This is a genomic window from Pseudomonas sp. BF-B-30 (assembly GCF_019956305.1).
GTDB classification, from domain to species: domain Bacteria; phylum Pseudomonadota; class Gammaproteobacteria; order Pseudomonadales; family Pseudomonadaceae; genus Aquipseudomonas; species Aquipseudomonas jessenii.
On record NZ_JAHBDG010000025.1, the window covers coordinates 40,148 to 55,728 of the forward strand.

Annotated in this window: 13 protein-coding genes and 1 pseudogene; 6 read left to right on the forward strand and 8 right to left on the reverse strand. The window is 61.0% G+C overall.

From position 1 onward, the window contains the following. Positions 1-119 precede the first annotated feature (119 nt). Positions 120-665 (forward strand): vWA domain-containing protein, encoded by a 546-nt coding sequence (locus tag KGB29_RS15015; RefSeq protein ID WP_174245520.1) that lies wholly within the window; start codon positions 120-122, stop codon positions 663-665. Positions 666-1,027: 362 nt separating this feature from the next. Here KGB29_RS15015 and KGB29_RS15020 read toward each other — a convergent pair whose 3' ends face one another. Beyond that, complete coding sequence (locus KGB29_RS15020) at positions 1,028-2,251, reverse strand: NADH:flavin oxidoreductase/NADH oxidase family protein (RefSeq protein ID WP_150814465.1); 1,224 nt, start codon at positions 2,249-2,251, stop codon at positions 1,028-1,030. Positions 2,252-2,327: 76 nt separating this feature from the next. On the opposite strand from KGB29_RS15020, the gene KGB29_RS15025 reads away from it, so the two are divergent. Beyond that, complete coding sequence (locus tag KGB29_RS15025) at positions 2,328-2,732, forward strand: MerR family transcriptional regulator (RefSeq protein WP_102671480.1); 405 nt, start codon at positions 2,328-2,330, stop codon at positions 2,730-2,732. Positions 2,733-2,818: 86 nt separating this feature from the next. On the opposite strand, the gene KGB29_RS15030 is transcribed toward KGB29_RS15025, so the two are convergent. Next, positions 2,819-3,547, reverse strand: a complete 729-nt coding sequence (locus KGB29_RS15030) for a hypothetical protein (protein WP_150814466.1) — start codon at positions 3,545-3,547, stop codon at positions 2,819-2,821. Between the two features lie 185 nt (positions 3,548-3,732). Further along, positions 3,733-3,846, reverse strand: a pseudogene (locus tag KGB29_RS28900) (GGDEF domain-containing protein); the annotation flags it as partial. Between the two features lie 291 nt (positions 3,847-4,137). On the opposite strand from KGB29_RS28900, the gene KGB29_RS15035 reads away from it, so the two are divergent. From KGB29_RS15035 to KGB29_RS15050, 4 genes are all read left to right on the forward strand, one after another. Next, on the forward strand, positions 4,138-4,527 hold the full coding sequence (locus tag KGB29_RS15035) for a RidA family protein (RefSeq protein ID WP_057714589.1): 390 nt from the start codon (positions 4,138-4,140) through the stop codon (positions 4,525-4,527). 171 nt (positions 4,528-4,698) lie between these two features. Continuing rightward, positions 4,699-5,463 carry an IclR family transcriptional regulator gene (locus KGB29_RS15040; protein WP_150814471.1) on the forward strand — a complete coding sequence of 255 codons (765 nt, stop codon included), beginning with the start codon at positions 4,699-4,701 and terminating at the stop codon, positions 5,461-5,463. Positions 5,464-5,502: 39 nt separating this feature from the next. Continuing rightward, complete coding sequence (locus KGB29_RS15045; RefSeq protein WP_150814467.1) at positions 5,503-6,720, forward strand: amino acid deaminase; 1,218 nt, start codon at positions 5,503-5,505, stop codon at positions 6,718-6,720. 128 nt (positions 6,721-6,848) lie between these two features. Further along, entirely contained in the window at positions 6,849-7,784 is a 936-nt protein-coding gene (locus tag KGB29_RS15050) for a sugar kinase (protein ID WP_150814468.1), read from the forward strand. 178 nt (positions 7,785-7,962) lie between these two features. Here KGB29_RS15050 and KGB29_RS15055 read toward each other — a convergent pair whose 3' ends face one another. The 5 genes from KGB29_RS15055 to KGB29_RS15080 form a co-directional block, all read right to left on the reverse strand. Further along, on the reverse strand, positions 7,963-8,238 hold the full coding sequence (locus KGB29_RS15055; protein ID WP_007898282.1) for a peptidylprolyl isomerase: 276 nt from the start codon (positions 8,236-8,238) through the stop codon (positions 7,963-7,965). Positions 8,239-8,306: 68 nt separating this feature from the next. Then, positions 8,307-10,844: a PAS domain-containing sensor histidine kinase gene (locus KGB29_RS15060; protein WP_150814469.1), complete on the reverse strand. Its 2,538-nt coding sequence runs from the start codon at positions 10,842-10,844 to the stop codon at positions 8,307-8,309. Positions 10,845-11,037: 193 nt separating this feature from the next. After that, positions 11,038-12,993, reverse strand: a complete 1,956-nt coding sequence (locus KGB29_RS15070) for an acetoacetate--CoA ligase (RefSeq protein ID WP_150814470.1) — start codon at positions 12,991-12,993, stop codon at positions 11,038-11,040. A gap of 188 nt (positions 12,994-13,181) precedes the next feature. Then, positions 13,182-13,955, reverse strand: a complete 774-nt coding sequence (locus KGB29_RS15075) for a 3-hydroxybutyrate dehydrogenase (protein ID WP_154859795.1) — start codon at positions 13,953-13,955, stop codon at positions 13,182-13,184. 7 nt (positions 13,956-13,962) lie between these two features. Continuing rightward, on the reverse strand, positions 13,963-15,354 hold the full coding sequence (locus KGB29_RS15080) for a GntP family permease (RefSeq protein ID WP_150814068.1): 1,392 nt from the start codon (positions 15,352-15,354) through the stop codon (positions 13,963-13,965). Positions 15,355-15,581 lie beyond the last annotated feature (227 nt).

Here is a 15,581-nt window from a genome sequence, read left to right on the forward strand (position 1 = left end):
GCATTCGCCCACGCTCCCATGCGGGGGCGAATGCCAGACCCCGAGCCGGGCGGCTGGACCACGGCAAACAGGGTAAGCGTCATGCAGCACGGAGCGGCTCGGTCAACTGGCCTGGCACATTGCTCAATGGCCGACCGCGTCAGCGCGACGACCTGTTGTTTCAGCTGCGCACTCGCTCGCCCCACGAACTGTGGCTGGTGATCGTTGACGCCTCCGCATCGACCCGTCGTCATCAGGCATTGAGCGATGCCAAGGGCTTGCTGGCGCAGTTGTTCGACGATGCCTATCGCCAGCGTGCGCGCCTGGCCCTGCTCACGGCCAGCGGTGCTGCACCGAAGTGGCAGGTGCAGGGGTTGAAGGCCTCGACCGGGTTGCGCCATTGGCTCGATGGCCTTGGCGCCGGGGGCGGTACGCCGTTACTGGCCGCGTTGGGCGAAGCGGGGCGATGGCTTGGTGCACGGCAAAAGCGTTTTCCGGCAGAGCAGCAGCGGTTGTTGCTGGTGACCGATGGACGGCTGAAGGACTGGCCGTTGTTGCCCGTCCTGGAGTGCCCGGGGTTATTGATCGATATCGAGCGCGGGCCGATCCGGCTTGGGCGCAGCAGGGTGTTGGCGACGCAGTTGCAGGCCGAGTATCGGCACATTGACGAGCTGCTTCCTGGCTGAAGTTTACTTTGTCTGCACGGGCCTCATCGCGAGCAAGCTCGCTCCCACATTGGTCCGGGTGAACACAAAGTCTGTGAACACCGAATGATCCCTGTGGGAGCGAGCTTGCTCGCGAAGGCGGAGGGTCAGTCAACATCAATTTCGGATTACTCCCACATTGGTCCGGGTGAACACAAAGTCTGTGAACACCGAATGATCCCTGTGGGAGCGAGCTTGCTCGCGAAGGCGGAGGGTCAGTCAACATCAATTTCGGATTACTCCCAAATTGGTCCGGGTGAACACAAAGTCTGTGAACACCGAATGATCCCTGTGGGAGCGGGCTTGCTCGCGAAAGCGGTGGGTCAGCCACCACCAACTTCGGATTACTTGCCCATCGCCTGCCGATACTGCCGGGTGCGCTTGCCAATGTATAACCGGTCGAGAATCAACGCCCACAACGCCGAGACTTCAGGTCGGGTTGTGCGCCCACGGCTCAAGCGATGCAGCTGGAACTTGACCACCGCCATGCTCGCCAGCGCCGCCAGGGGCTTGCGCTTCCAGCGGATCGGCGGCAGTTGCGGATGGCTGTCCTGCCCTTCGCGCCAGTGCTTGACCAGGTGTGGTTCCACAGCGAGCGCGGTGCCGATGCCGGCCATGGCAAGGCCGCTGTCGAGGACCTGTTCGACGATTGCCAGACGCCGGATCCCACCGGTCACCATCACCGGCATCCGTGCCACGCTGGCCAGTTCGCCGGCCATTTCCAGAAAGTACGCCTCCCGCGCCAGGGTTCGGCCGTCGCGCGCCTCGCCTTGCATGGCAGGTGCTTCGTAACTGCCACCGGAGAGTTCCAGCAGGTCGATCGGTTGTTCGTTGAGCCACTGGATCACTTGCCGCGCATCATCGGCATCGAAACCACCGCGCTGGAAATCTGCTGAGTTGAGTTTTACCGACACACAAAATTGCGGCGACACCGCTTGGCGAACCGCCTCGACGACGGACAACAGCAGACGCGCACGATTTTCCAGGGATCCGCCCCATTGATCGGTGCGCCGATTGGTCAGCGGCGAAAGGAACTGGCTGATCAGGTAGCCGTGGGCGGCGTGGATCTGCACGCCGGTAAAACCGGCTTTCTCGGCCAGTGCGGCGCTGGTGGCGAAACGTCGGATCACCTCCTGGATGTCGTCCGCGCTCATGGGTTTGGGTTCGGCGAACATCTTCGAGAACGGGCCCAGATCCAGCGCAACCGCCGACGGCGCCAGAGCTTGCTGACCAAGGTTGGCCATGGTCTGGCGGCCAGGATGGTTGAGCTGCACCCAGAAATGCGCACCGCCGGCCCGACCGACGCTGGCCCACTGGCGGAAGCGCTCCAGGTGGCGCTCGTCTTCCAGCGCTACTCCGCCGGGACCGGTCATGGCGCGACGGTCGATCATTACATTGCCGGTCAGCAACAAGCCGGCCCCGCCCTCGGCCCAGGCCTGATACAGGCGAAGCAGTGCCTTGTCGGGTACTTGATCGGTATTGGCGAGGTTCTCTTCCATCGCGGCTTTGGCAATGCGATTGCCGATGGTCTGGCCGTTGGGCAAATTCAACGCTTGAAAGGGCGACATACTTGACTCCTCGTAGTGATGAGCAGAGGCTAAGCTTAAAGTTAACTTTAATGTCAAGCAGGTAAATGAGGCCGCAATGAAGATCGGTGAATTGGCGCAGTTGAGCGGGTTGACCGCATCGCGGATCCGCTTTTACGAGTCTCAGGGGTTGATCCGCCAGGTCGAGCGTTCTGCCAACGGTTATCGGCGTTACTCGCAACAGGCGCTGCAGACCCTGCAAATCATCCAGTGCGCACAACAGGCCGGTTTCAGCCTGGAAGAACTCAGGCAATTACTGCCGGATAATGTGACGGGCGCGTTCAAGCACGATGAGTTGATGGCCGGCCTGTATCGCAAGATCGAGCAGATCGAAGAGATGCAACGGCACCTGGCCCATAGCAAGGCGCAGTTGCTGGGCTGGATCGACACCCTCCAGGCCCGGCCCGAAGGCATGAGCTGCGATGAAAATGCCGAGCGGGTGATGACGTCATTCAAGCACTAGGTCAGCCAGGGACACGGGAACGGGATCGCGCATCAGTGTACCGGCCCTGCGCGCGCCCGACTGTGAGCACGTTTCTCGCGGGATTTTTACTGTTGAGCGGGCAAAACAGTTTGAGTGACAGGGTAGGCAAAAGACTCAGTGTTATCGATAGTCGCAAAAACGATTTGCTCCTCTCCCGGTTTTATGGGAGCAGAAACGTTTCGTGAAAAGCTGATGTATCGGTCTGGCTTCCAGCGGGTTGTACTCAAGCCTATGAGATACGGGATTAAAGTAGCCCCCGTATAAAACTCGCCAGGTGGAACAGAGAAAATGGTGGTAATGGAGGTTTTAATTGGAAAAAAGATCGCGCCAGGGTAAGTGCCACATAACGGATAGTTCGGAGCTCCTTGTGAACATTTTGACGGTGGCTCCTGGCCGACTACCAGTTTGGTGGGCGGTGAACTTACACCCGTTACTACAACCGAAAATGAAATGCCCTTGCCTGGCAGGTTTTGCAGATTCAATTGTGACATCGTGAAGTTACCGTTAGACAGCGTGGATACCTGCTTCAAAATGACGTCATCGCTGGTTTTCGCCGTTACCATGAACGGGCCTGTAGCCGTGGTCCCAACGATCGTGCCCGAGATGGATGTGGCACTTTTTGAAAGCGGTGTCGTAATGCAAACTTCAGGGCCATTCTGGCCGATGTACTTTCCATTGACCAGGCTGCTGCACTCTTCGCTGACCGTGGAAACAGTCGCGTCCGAATCAATATTGCAACCCGTTAAACCCATCCCCAGCGTCGCGCAAAAAAATAAAGTTCTCGCCGTATTCATGTTCGATCCCCTTTGGTTTCGATAGTCGATGCGGCGCCAGTATTTCCTTGCCTACTCAGAAGCGTCTACTGTCATAGTTGACAGTAGCAAGCAGATTGGTCGGGTTTAAACAGATCTTTTTTCGGTGGCACACATTGCTCGGTTAGCGATGAGGACACGCTGTGCGGTAGGTGGGATAGATAGCTTTATTGATGAAATGTGTAGCGATCCTTCCCGGTATGCCTTGACTCATACAAGGCCGCATCGGCCTTGATCAGCGCCTGGTTCAGTGTGTCACCGTCGAGCACCCGGGCCAGGCCGTGCGTTTGGTAACGTTTTTTCTGTTTTACGCATCCTTTGATTCAAAACAAATTTCAATCTGCCTCACATTCCCTCCGCATCCTGTGGCACACTTTCTGCCGACTATTCCGTTGTTACATACCAAGTTCCGCTATAGCGGAATTAATGAGACAGCGGACAGTAAGCTCGATAGCGCTATGGTCCGCGACAAACTGATTGTGGTTGCCGGCAGCACGAATGCGCCTTGGCACCTCCAGGACTTTTCAAAAGCACGCGCTTTCAACCTTCACTTTCAATCAGGAGAAACACGCATGAGCATTACTCGTTACGGCACCGGCAGCACCGCCGGCGGCGGTCAGCCTCGTCCATTCGCCCGCGCTGTCGAAGCCGATGGCTGGCTGCACGTGTCCGGCCAGGTGCCGGCGCTGGATGGCGAGATCATTGTCGGTGGTATCGTCGAGCAGACTCACCAGACCATGAAGAACCTGATCGCTATCCTTGAAGAGGCCGGTTATGGCCTCGAAGACGTGGTGCGTACCGGCGTGTGGCTGGAAGACCCGCGGGATTTCTGGAGCTTCAACAAGGTGTTCTCCGAGTACTTCAAGCCAGAACATGCCCCGGCGCGGGCCTGTGTGCAGGCGAACATGATGGTCGACTGCAAGGTCGAGATCGACTGCATTGCGTACAAGAAAAAGGCTTGAACCGAGTCGCGCCCATCGCGGGCAAGCCACGCTCCCACAGGTTTGTGTGCTGCCACAGATTGCAGACACACCACCATTCCCTGTGGGAGCGGGCTTGCCCGCGAAGGCGGCCTGACGATCAGCGCGGCACACTGGGTAAACTCCAGGCGACCATGAATGGGAACCACTGAAATGACCGAAGACACCATCAAGCGCCGGGCACGCGGGCTGGACCGGGCGTTCGATATCCTCGATTTCCTCAAGGAGATCGGCCAGCCCTTGCGCCCGAACGACATCGCCAACGGGATCGGCAGCCCCAAATCCACGGTCTACGAACTGGTGGCCTCGCTGCTGGAACGACGCATTCTGGAGCCGGTGGGCAAGGACGGTCATGTCTACCTCGGTCGCCAGTTGTACTTTCTCGGGCAGGCACACCTGCGACATTTCGACCTGACTCGCGAGGCCGATCACGCCTTGCAGGAAATCGTCAGCCAGACCCGTGAAACGGCGCAGATGTGCCTGCTCAACGGGCGCAAGTACACCGTTGCGCTGATGAAGGAGGGGGAGCGGCATTTCCGCATTTCCTCGGACATCGGTGAAAACGCGCCCATCCCCTGGACCGCATCCGGGCGCTTGCTGCTGGCGCACCTGAGCGACCAGGCAATCGTCGACCTGATCGACCACGACGACTTCATCCTGCCCAACGGCGAACGCTTGGAACTTGCGCAATTTCTCAAGGAAATCCGTCAGGCCGGTATCGATGGTTTCTTTTCCTTCGATAGCGTCGCCGACACCTTTACCCATTGCTTCGCCGCACCGGTCAAAGACCCCAACGGCGTGGCCATCGCGACCCTGTGCATCGTCGCCCCCCGGGCCGATGCCAAGAACAACTACAACGACTACCGCCGGGTGCTGATCGAAAGCGCCAATAGCCTGGCCCGTCGCATCAACGAATAACAGCGGCTGCCTGCGGCCGCGTGAACGAGGAGTTCGACCATGTCTTCTGCCCCCAATACCGCCGCCGTGGAAAAAGGCACCGCACCCAAGGGCGCGAACCTGGTGCGTGACGTCAGCCTGCCTGCGCTGGTACTGCACCGCGAGGCACTGGAACACAACATTCGCTGGATGCAGGCGTTCGTCAGCGACAGCGGAGCGGAACTCGCGCCCCATGGCAAAACCAGCATGACCCCGGCGCTGTTCCGGCGCCAACTGGACGCCGGTGCCTGGGGCATCACCCTGGCCAGCGCCACCCAAACCCGTGCGGCCTACGCTCATGGTGTGCGCCGGGTGCTGATGGCCAACCAGTTGGTCGGTACGCCGAACATGGCGCTGATTGCCGACCTGCTGGCCGACCCGACGTTCGACTTCTATTGCATGGTCGATCACCCGGACAACGTCGCCGACCTCGGTGCCTATTTCGCCTCCCGTGGCGTGCGTTTGAACGTCATGATCGAATACGGCGTGGTCGGTGGTCGCTGCGGTTGCCGCAGCGAGCAGCAAGTGCTCGACCTGGCCAAGGCCATCGCCGCGCAACCGGCGCTGGCCCTGACCGGGATCGAAGGCTACGAAGGGGTGATCCACGGCGATCACGCGGTGACCGGTATCCGCGATTTCGCCGCATCACTGGTGCGCCTGGCGGTGCAGTTGCAGGACAGCGGTGCCTTCGCCATCCCCAAGCCGATCATCACCGCGTCGGGTTCGGCCTGGTATGACCTGATTGCCGAGTCGTTTGAAGCACAGAACGCCGCCGGGCGTTTCCTCAGCGTGCTGCGTCCCGGCAGTTACGTGGCCCATGACCATGGCATCTACAAGGAAGCGCAGTGCTGCGTGCTCGACCGTCGCAGCGACCTGCACGAAGGCCTGCGTCCGGCGCTGGAGGTGTGGGCGCACGTGCAGTCGCTGCCGGAGCCGGGGTTTGCGGTGATTGCCCTGGGCAAGCGCGACGTGGCCTACGACGCCGGTTTGCCGGTGCCATTGCTGCGCTACAAGGCGGGCGTCGTGCCGGCCAAAGGCGATGATGTGAGCGTCTGCAAGGTGACTGCGGTGATGGACCAGCATGCGTTCATGACCGTGGCACCGGGGGTTGATCTGCGGGTGGGCGACATCATTTCGTTCGGCACTTCGCACCCGTGCCTGACGTTCGACAAGTGGCGTGTCGGGTGCCTGGTGGATGAGCAACTGAACGTCATCGAGACCATGGAAACCTGTTTCTAAGACTGAAATCGCGGCGCGGCTTTCGCGAGCAAGCCCGCTCCCACAGGGTTGTGTGTACACCGAAGATCCAATGTGGGAGCGGGCTTGCTCGCGAAGAGGCCCTACCAGACAAAAAGAGAAACCCGCGTATGAACACCATCAACACCTTGGGCCCCGACACTCCACGCATCGCCCTGATCGGCGAGTGCATGATCGAGTTGCAGCATCGCGCCGATGGCAACCTGCAACAGAGCTTTGGCGGCGACACATTGAACACGGCCGTGTACCTGTCCCGGGAACTGGGAGAGGACGGTTCCGTGGACTACGTCACCGCCCTGGGCGATGACAGTTTCAGCGACGCGATGTGCCAGAGTTGGGCGGCGGAAAATATCGGGCTCGCCATGGTCCAGCGTCTGCCCGGACGCCTGCCGGGTTTGTATTGCATCCAGACTGACGCCACCGGTGAGCGACGCTTCCTGTACTGGCGCAACGAAGCGGCCGTCCGCGATTGCTTCACCACCCCGGCCGCCGCGCCGATTCTCGCCGCGCTGCCGGATTATGATGTGCTGTACTTCAGCGGCATCACCCTGGCGGTACTCGGTGCGCAAGGTCGGGAAAAACTGCTGGAAACCCTGATCGAAGCCCGCCAGCGCGATGCGCGGATCGTGTTCGACAACAACTACCGGCCACGGCTTTGGGCATCGGTCGAGGACGCCCGGGCGGCATATCGCAGTGTGCTGGCGTATGTCGACCTGGCGTTGCTGACGGTGGATGACGAACAGGCGTTGTTTGGTTATGCCGATGCTGACGCGGTGTTTGCCGCGTATGAGCAGATCGGTACGCCGGAAGTGGTGCTCAAGCGCGGCGCACAAGCGTGCCTGATTCGTTGTGATGGAGAGTCGTTCGAAGTGCCGGCGCAGAAGGTCGAGCGGGTGGTGGACACCACGGCGGCGGGGGATTCGTTCAGCGCGGCGTATCTGGCTTCGCGGCTCAAGGGCGGCAGCCCTTCGCAAGCCGCCGAGGCCGGGCATCGATTGGCGAGCCGGGTGATTCAGGTGCCGGGGGCGCTGATTCCCAGAGATTGAAATGCATTAACTGGGGCGAGGGGGGCTTTGTGGCGAGGGGGCTTGCCCCCGTTGGGCTGCGAAGCAGCCCCAAACCCTGTCTACCGGATTTATCTGACATGCCGAGTGCAGCGAACTCACGAGTGCTGCGCACTCGAACGGGGGCAAGCCCCCTCGCCACAGGGGCCTGACCAGCCACTCAATCCCGGTAAAACACCTGCACCAGGTGATACCCGAACTTGCTCTTGATCGGCCCATGCACCACCCGCAGCGGTTTCTTGAAGATCACCGCATCAATTACGCCGACCATCTGTCCCGGCCGCACTTCACCGAGATCGCCGCCGCGCTTGCCCGATGGGCAGGTCGAATACTTCTTGGCCAGTACGTCGAACGCTTCGCCCTTGGCGATGCGTTGTTTGAGCTGCTCGGCTTCTTCCGAGGTTTTCACCAGAATATGGCGGGCTTGAGCTTTCATGTGGCGGTTACCTTGCAACGGTGGTGGCTATGTGGGCGGCAGTGGGGGGCGCGCGATTATGCCTCAACTCAGTCCGATTGACTGATCATCGTGCGAATCTTGTTGGCCAGCAGATCGATGGAAAACGGCTTGGCTACCATGTCCATGCCCTCTTCGAGAAAACCCTGGCGCTCGGCGGCGATCTCGGCGTAACCGGTCATGAACAGCACTTTCAGTTCGGGACGATGCTGGCGGGCGATTTCCGCCAGTTGGCGGCCGTTCATGCCCGGCAACCCGACGTCGGTCACCAGCAGGTCCACCCGCAGGTCCGACTCCAGCAGCGGCAGGGCGCCCTTGGCATCTTCGGCTTCATGGGCTCGGTAACCGAGCTCATTGAGCAGGTCCAATACCAGCATGCGCACCGCCGCATCGTCCTCGACCAGCATCACGGTTTCGCCAGCAATGGCCGCCGGTGCCTCGCCGATGACGGGCGACAAAACTTTTTCCGACTCGGTCGAATGCAGGCGCGGCAGGTACAAACGCACGCTGGTGCCCCGTCCCGGCAGGCTGAACAGACTGACATGGCCCCCCGATTGCTGGGCGAAACCGTAAATCATCGACAAGCCCAAACCGGTGCCCTGGCCGATGGGCTTGGTGGTGAAGAAGGGGTCGAATGCCTTGGCCAGCACCGAGGGCGTCATGCCGGTGCCGTTGTCGCTGACGGCAATCATCACGTAGTCACCGGCCTTGACCGGTTCCAGGGTCGTCATGTCACTCCCGTCGAGGTACACGTTGGCCGTTTCGATCTGCAGCTCGCCGCCATCGGGCATGGCGTCCCGGGCGTTGATCACCAGGTTGAGCAGGGCGTTTTCCAGTTGGCTGACATCGGTGTTGACCCGCCAGATGTCCTCGGCCAGTTGGAGGTCGAGCTCGATATGGTCGCCCTTGGTACGCCTGAACAAGTCTTCCAGAGAGTGGATCAGCTCGTTAGGGTTGAGCGGCTTGCGATTGAGTGATTGGCGCCGGGAGAACGCCAGCAAGCGATGGGTGAGGGCGGCGGCGCGGTTGGCCGAGGACACGGCCGCTTCGGTGAATCGACCGATCTCGCTGGCGCGGCCGTCGGCAATGTAGCGTTGCATCAGGTCGAGGCTGCCGATGATGCCGGTGAGCATATTGTTGAAGTCATGGGCGATGCCGCCGGTAAGCTGGCCGACCGCTTCCATTTTCTGCGCATGGCGCAAGGCGTCTTCGGCACGTTCGCGCTCGAACATCTCGTTCTGCAGACGCTCGTTGGCTTCGGCCAGTTGGCGGGTGCGGGCGGCAACCCGTTCTTCAAGGGTTTCGTTGAGGTTACGCAGGGCTTCTTCGGTCTTTTTACGCTCGGTTTCATCGATCACGAAGATGTAGAAACCGTTCACGGCGCCGTCCGCGCCGTGGCGTGGCAGGTAATTCATCAAGGCCTGGCGGATGCTGCCGTCGCGGTGTGGCGTGCTGATGCTGAAACAGCAGGGCCGGCCAGACAGCGCTTCCTTGATGTGCGGAGCGCGCAGCGCATAGGCTTCTTCGCCGAGCACTTCAAGAATGGTTCGCCCGTAAAGCTCTTGCGGCGTCAGCCCGTACCAGTCGAGGTACGCCGCATTGTTCAGGCGAAAGCGTTCTTCGCGGTCGACGTAGCTGATCAGGACCGGCATGGCGTTGATGATCAGTTGCAGCTCGGTCTGGCTCTGGCGCAGGGCCTGTTCGGTGTGTTTGCGCTCGGTCAGGTCCAGGGCGGCGCCGAGGAAGCGCACTGGCCGGCCATGGTGATCCTTGTAGCAGCGACCGCGGGCAAATACCCAGCGCATCTGGCCGTCGGTTTGCAGCAGGCGATACTCCTCGGCGTATTCGGTGCCATGGGTGATGCAATGCTTGATGCTGCGGGCGATCAGGGCGCGGTCTTCGGGGTGTACGCCGTGCAGGTATTCACTGATCGGCAATTGACTGGCCATGGCCGGGTCGATGCCATGCAGTTGGGCAAAATGCGCATCGGCGATGAAGCGGTCCTCGCTGATGTCCCAGTCCCAGGTACCGACCGCATCGGTGGCGGCGAGGGCCAGTTGCAGGCGTTCCTCGGTTTCACGCTGGGCCTTGAGGCTGGCCGCCGAGCGCTGTTCGAGTTCGAGGGCGATGCGCCGGCGTTCGTTGGTTTCGATGGCGGTGACCAGGATCCCGGACACCTGGGCACCTTCGTCGCGGATCGGGCTGTAGGTCAGGTCGAGCCAGAAGTCAGACTCCCGGCCCCCGCGTTGCAGGGTAAAGCGCTGCTCGCTGTAGGTGCGCACCTGACCTTGCAGGACGGCGCTGTAGATCGGGTCGGTGAAGTCTTGCAACTCTGGCCAGATCAGGTGTGTCGGTTGTCCGAAAGCGTGCGGATGCTTGTTCCCGGCGAGCAGGGCGAAGCCGTCGTTGTAGATTTGCGTCAGTTGCGGGCCCCATAACAGCAGCATCGGCATCGGTGAGTGAATGACGATGTCCACGGCGGTTCGCAGGCTTTGTGGCCAAGTGCTGGCAGCGCCCAGCGGGCTGCTCGCCCAGTCGATTCGGGCGATCAAGGCCTGGGCATCGCTGGCGGTTGGTATTGCGTTCATCTGGGAGTCCTGCGCCAATTCGCTATAGCTGGCGACTATTCTTGCACAGGTGACAGGCGCAGGTTGATTCGAAGGCTTGAGCGGTTACTGTGGGAGCGGGCTTGCTCGCGAAGAGGGCGTGTCAGTCGACATCTTTGTTGGCTGACCTGCCGCCTTCGCGAGCAAGCCCGCTCCCACAGGTTTTTGTGGCGCTTCAAGACTGGAGTTCGGGCCTGTTTCGGTACTGCTCCAGCGCCTCGGGATTGGCCAGGGCATCAGTGTTCTTCACTTTCTGCCCATGCACCACATTGCGCACCGCCAGCTCAACGACCTTGCCGCTGATGGTCCGGGGAATGTCCGTCACTGCCACAATCTTCGCCGGCACATGACGCGGCGTGGTATTGGCGCGAATCACCTGGCGGATCTGCCGTTGCAGGGCCTCGTCCAGTTCGAGCCCGTCGCGCAAGCGTACGAACAGCACCACCCGCACGTCATCCTGCCATTGCTGACCGATGGCCACGCTGTCGAGCACCTGCGGGATTTTTTCCACCTGGCGATAGATTTCCGCTGTGCCGATGCGCACGCCGCCGGGGTTGAGAACGGCATCGGAGCGTCCGTGGATCATCATCCCGCCATGGGGCAATTGTTCGGCGTAATCACCTTGGGCCCAGACGCCGGGGAACAGGCTGAAATAGGATTTGCGCAGTTTCTCGCCATCAGGATCGTTCCACAGGCCAATGGGCATCGCCGGGAAATGCCGGGTGCAGACCAGTTCGCCTTTTTCACCGATCACCGGGTGGCCTTCGTCGTTCCACACTTCAACGGCCATGCCCAGGCTCTTGCCCATGATTTCGCCGCGCCGCACGGGCGACATCGGGTTGCCGTTGACGAAGCACGAGACGATGTCGGTGCCGCCGGACATCGAAGCCAGGCACACGTCAGCCTTGAAGTCGCGATAGACGAAGTCGTAACTGTGCGGCGACAGCGCCGAGCCGGTGCAAAGCAATGTCTTGAGGCTGCTCAGGTCATGACTTTCACGGGGCTTGATACCGCTGCTTTCCAGGGTTGCGAGGTATTTGGGACTGGTGCCGAAGACGCTGATGCGTTCGTCGTCGATCAGGTCGATCAAGCGTTGTGGATCGGGCTGGAACGGTGAGCCATCGTACAGCACCACGGAGCTGCCTGTGGCCAGTGCCGACACCAACCAGTTCCACATCATCCAGCCGCAGGTGGTGTAGTAGAACAGCCGTTCACCGGGGCCTAGATCGCCATGCAGGCCGTGTTCCTTGACGTGTTGCAGCAACACGCCGCCGGTGCTGTGGATGATGCATTTGGGCACGCCGGTGGTGCCGCTGGAGTAGAGGATGTACAGCGGATGGGCGAAGGGCACGGGGACGAAATCCGGCTCGCCGCCGGGTTCGTAGAAATCGTCCCACAGCGTCACGTTGGCCTGGGTGTGGAATTCTTCGATGTGCGCCTGTGGCCGAGCGTAAGGCACGACGATCAGCTGCTGCAGCGAAGGCAGGCGCTGGAGGATCTCGTTGACCTTGGCGGTCTGGTCTATCTCCTTGCCGGCATAGCGGTAGCCGGCGCAGGTCACCAGTACTTTCGGTTCGATCTGACCGAAACGGTCAACCACCCCCTGGGTGCCGAAGTCCGGTGAGGAGCAGGACCAGATAGCGCCAAGGCTGGTGGTGGCGAGCATGGCCACCAGTGTCTGCCAGGTGTTGGGCATGCACGCGGCGACCCGGTCACCCACACCGACACCGGCGGCGATCAAGCCATTCTGAAAACCGGCGACCTGTTCGGCGAGTTCAGCCCAGGTCAAATGTTCACGCTGACCGTTTTCGCCGACGGCTATCACGGCGATCGCATCGTCGCGACGCTGTAGCAGGTGTTCGGCAAAGTTCAGCGTTGCACCGGGGAACCATTGGGCGCTGGGCATCCGGGGGCCTTCGAGCAGCACGGCGTTGGGCTGATCGTGGAAGCGGATGTCGAAGAAATCGACGATGGCCTGCCAGAAGTCCGGGCGTTGATCGATGGACCACTGGTGCAGGGCAGGGTAGTCGTCGATCTTGAGGTGGTGTCGCTGATTGATGAAGCGGCGAAAGGCTTCCATGCGGGTCTTGCCAATGCGTTTGGCGTCGGGTTGCCAGAGGATGTCGGACATGGTTTGCCTCTTCTTTTTTATGCCTTCACACAGGCTGATGTGGCGCCGGCTTTTGTGGCGAGGGGGCTTGCCCCCGTTCGGCTGCGAAGCAGTCGTGAATCAGACAACCTGAATCGTCTGTGAGTGTTTGGGGCGGCTTCGCCACCCAACGGGGGCAAGCCCCCTCGCCACAAGGGTCTATCAGCCAGTCACTGTGCCAACCACCCACCATCAACATTCCACGCCGCGCCCCGCACCTGGCTGCCGGCTTCGCTGCACAGGAACAGCACCAGTTCACCCAGTTGCGGCGGTGTCACGAATTCCAGCGATGGCTGCTTTTCAGCGAGCAAATCGTGCTGCGCCTGCTGCGGGTCAACTCCACTGGCGGCACGATCATCAATCTGCTTTTGCACCAGCGGCGTCAATACCCAGCCTGGGCAGATCGCGTTGCAGGTGACTTGGGTGGTTGCGGTTTCCAGCGCGACCACTTTGGTCAAGCCGATCACCCCATGCTTGGCGGCGACATAGGCAGCCTTGCCCACCGAACCGACCAGGCCATGCACCGAGGCAATGTTGATCACCCGGCCCCAGCCCTTGGCGCGCATGCCCGGCAGGCTCAAGCGGGTGCTGTGGAACACCGACGACAGGTTGATGGCGATGATCGAATCCCAACGCTCCACCGGAAACTCATCCACCGCTGCCACGTGTTGAATGCCAGCGTTGTTGACCAGAATGTCGACGCCGCCGAACTCGCGCTCGGCGTAGGCGATCATGTCGGCAATTTGCGCCGGATCGCTGACATCGGCCGGGTGATGGCCGACCTTGCCGCCAAACTGTTGCACCTGGGCGATCACTTGGGAGGCATCGCCAAAGCCGTTGAGGATCAGATTGGCCCCAGCCTTGGCCAGGCTGAGGGCGATCCCCAGGCCGATGCCGCTGGTGGAGCCGGTGACCAGTGCGGTCTTGCCCGAAAGAGTCGTCATGAATACCTCACACAATGCCAGTGGCGTAGAAAGTGCCGATCACCACGAAAACCGCCAGGGTCTTGATCAGCGTAATACAGAAAATATCTTTGTAAGCCTCGCGGTGGGTCAGCCCGGTGACCGCCAGCAGGGTAATCACCGCGCCGTTGTGCGGCAGGGTGTCCATGCCGCCGCTGGCCATCGCGGCGACCCGGTGCAGCACTTCCAGCGGAATGTTCGCCGCATGGGCTGCGCTGATGAACTGCTCGGACATCGCCGCCAGCGCGATGCTCATGCCGCCAGAGGCGGAACCGGTGATGCCGGCCAGCAGGGTCACGGTAATCGCTTCGTTGACCAGCGGGTTGGGAATGCTCTTGAGCCAGTCGGCCAGAACCAGGAAACCCGGCAGGGACGCGATCACCGCCCCGAAACCGTATTCCGAGGCCGTATTCATCGCCGCCAGCAAGGCACCGCTGACCGCACTTCTACTGCCTTCGGCCAGCTTTCGGCTGATCGCCTTGTAGCCGAACACCAGCACCATGAGGATGCCGACCAGCAGGGCTGCCTGTACCGCCCAGATCGCCGTGAGCTTGGCGATTTCCGTGGTCACCGGCGTGGCCATGCCCGGCAGCGCGAGGCTGTGGGTCTTGCCGTACACCTGCGGAATCCAGTGGGTGAACAGCAGGTTCATGATGCCCACCGCCAGCAGTGGCGACAGCGCCAGCCACGGGTTGGGCAGCTTCAGGTCGGGGGCGGTTTCCGGCTCGTTGCGCAGGTCCGAACCATAGCCTTCACCGGTACGCTGGGCCTTGTTGCGCTGGCGCTGGAGAAACAGCATGCCGGCGCAGAACACGAAGATCGTGCCGATCACGCCCAGCCACGGCGCTGCCCAGGCGGTGGTGTTGAAGAAGGTGCTGGGGATGATGTTCTGGATTTGTGGCGTGCCGGGCAGGGCGTCCATGGTGAACGAGAAGGCGCCCAGCGCAATGGTCGCCGGGATCAGTCGCTTGGGGATGTTGCTCTGGCGGAACATTTCAGCGGCAAACGGATAGACCGCGAACACCACCACAAACAACGATACGCCGCCGTAGGTCAGCAAGGCGCAGACCAGCACGATCACCAGCATCGCCTGGCGGGTGCCGAGCAGGCGAATGGCTGCCGCGACGATGGAGCGCGAGAAACCGGACAGTTCGATCAGCTTGCCGAACACCGCGCCGAGCAGGAACACCGGGAAATACAGCTTGATGAAGCCGACCATTTTTTCCATGAACACCCCGGTGAAAGCGGGGGCGACGGCAGACGGGTCAGTCAGCAGGACAGCGCCGAGGGCGGCAATCGGGGCAAAAAGGATAACGCTGTAGCCACGGTAGGCAGCCAGCATCAGCAGCGCGAGGGCTGCCAAGGCAATGATCACACTCATGGTGTGTCTCCTGGGTTGTTATTTTTGTTGGGTGAAGCCTGGTGGGAGAGGCGTATAGCGAGTTTTGTGCCATCTTGTTAAGTTATTGAAATATAAGGATATATTTGATTCTTGTGGGCTGGGTTCGAATGCTTTGTCTCTACTTCGAGACTTTTGGCGATGGTGCTGGCCTCATCGCGAGCAAGCTCGCTCCCACAGGGGGACGGAGTAGTTCAGTAGAACAAGGT

Bases quoted from the DNA above. Each gene is read 5' to 3' on its own strand.
- KGB29_RS15020 (WP_150814465.1), bottom strand. From the start codon at position 2,251: ATGTCGCCCTTTCAAGCGTTGAATTTGCCCAACGGCCAGACCATCGGC.
- KGB29_RS15025 (WP_102671480.1), top strand. From the start codon at position 2,328: ATGAAGATCGGTGAATTGGCGCAGTTGAGCGGGTTGACCGCATCGCGG.
- KGB29_RS15030 (WP_150814466.1), bottom strand. From the start codon at position 3,547: ATGAATACGGCGAGAACTTTATTTTTTTGCGCGACGCTGGGGATGGGT.
- KGB29_RS15035 (WP_057714589.1), top strand. From the start codon at position 4,138: ATGAGCATTACTCGTTACGGCACCGGCAGCACCGCCGGCGGCGGTCAG.
- KGB29_RS15040 (WP_150814471.1), top strand. From the start codon at position 4,699: ATGACCGAAGACACCATCAAGCGCCGGGCACGCGGGCTGGACCGGGCG.
- KGB29_RS15045 (WP_150814467.1), top strand. From the start codon at position 5,503: ATGTCTTCTGCCCCCAATACCGCCGCCGTGGAAAAAGGCACCGCACCC.
- KGB29_RS15050 (WP_150814468.1), top strand. From the start codon at position 6,849: ATGAACACCATCAACACCTTGGGCCCCGACACTCCACGCATCGCCCTG.
- KGB29_RS15055 (WP_007898282.1), bottom strand. From the start codon at position 8,238: ATGAAAGCTCAAGCCCGCCATATTCTGGTGAAAACCTCGGAAGAAGCC.
- KGB29_RS15060 (WP_150814469.1), bottom strand. From the start codon at position 10,844: ATGAACGCAATACCAACCGCCAGCGATGCCCAGGCCTTGATCGCCCGA.
- KGB29_RS15070 (WP_150814470.1), bottom strand. From the start codon at position 12,993: ATGTCCGACATCCTCTGGCAACCCGACGCCAAACGCATTGGCAAGACC.
- KGB29_RS15075 (WP_154859795.1), bottom strand. From the start codon at position 13,955: ATGACGACTCTTTCGGGCAAGACCGCACTGGTCACCGGCTCCACCAGC.
- KGB29_RS15080 (WP_150814068.1), bottom strand. From the start codon at position 15,354: ATGAGTGTGATCATTGCCTTGGCAGCCCTCGCGCTGCTGATGCTGGCT.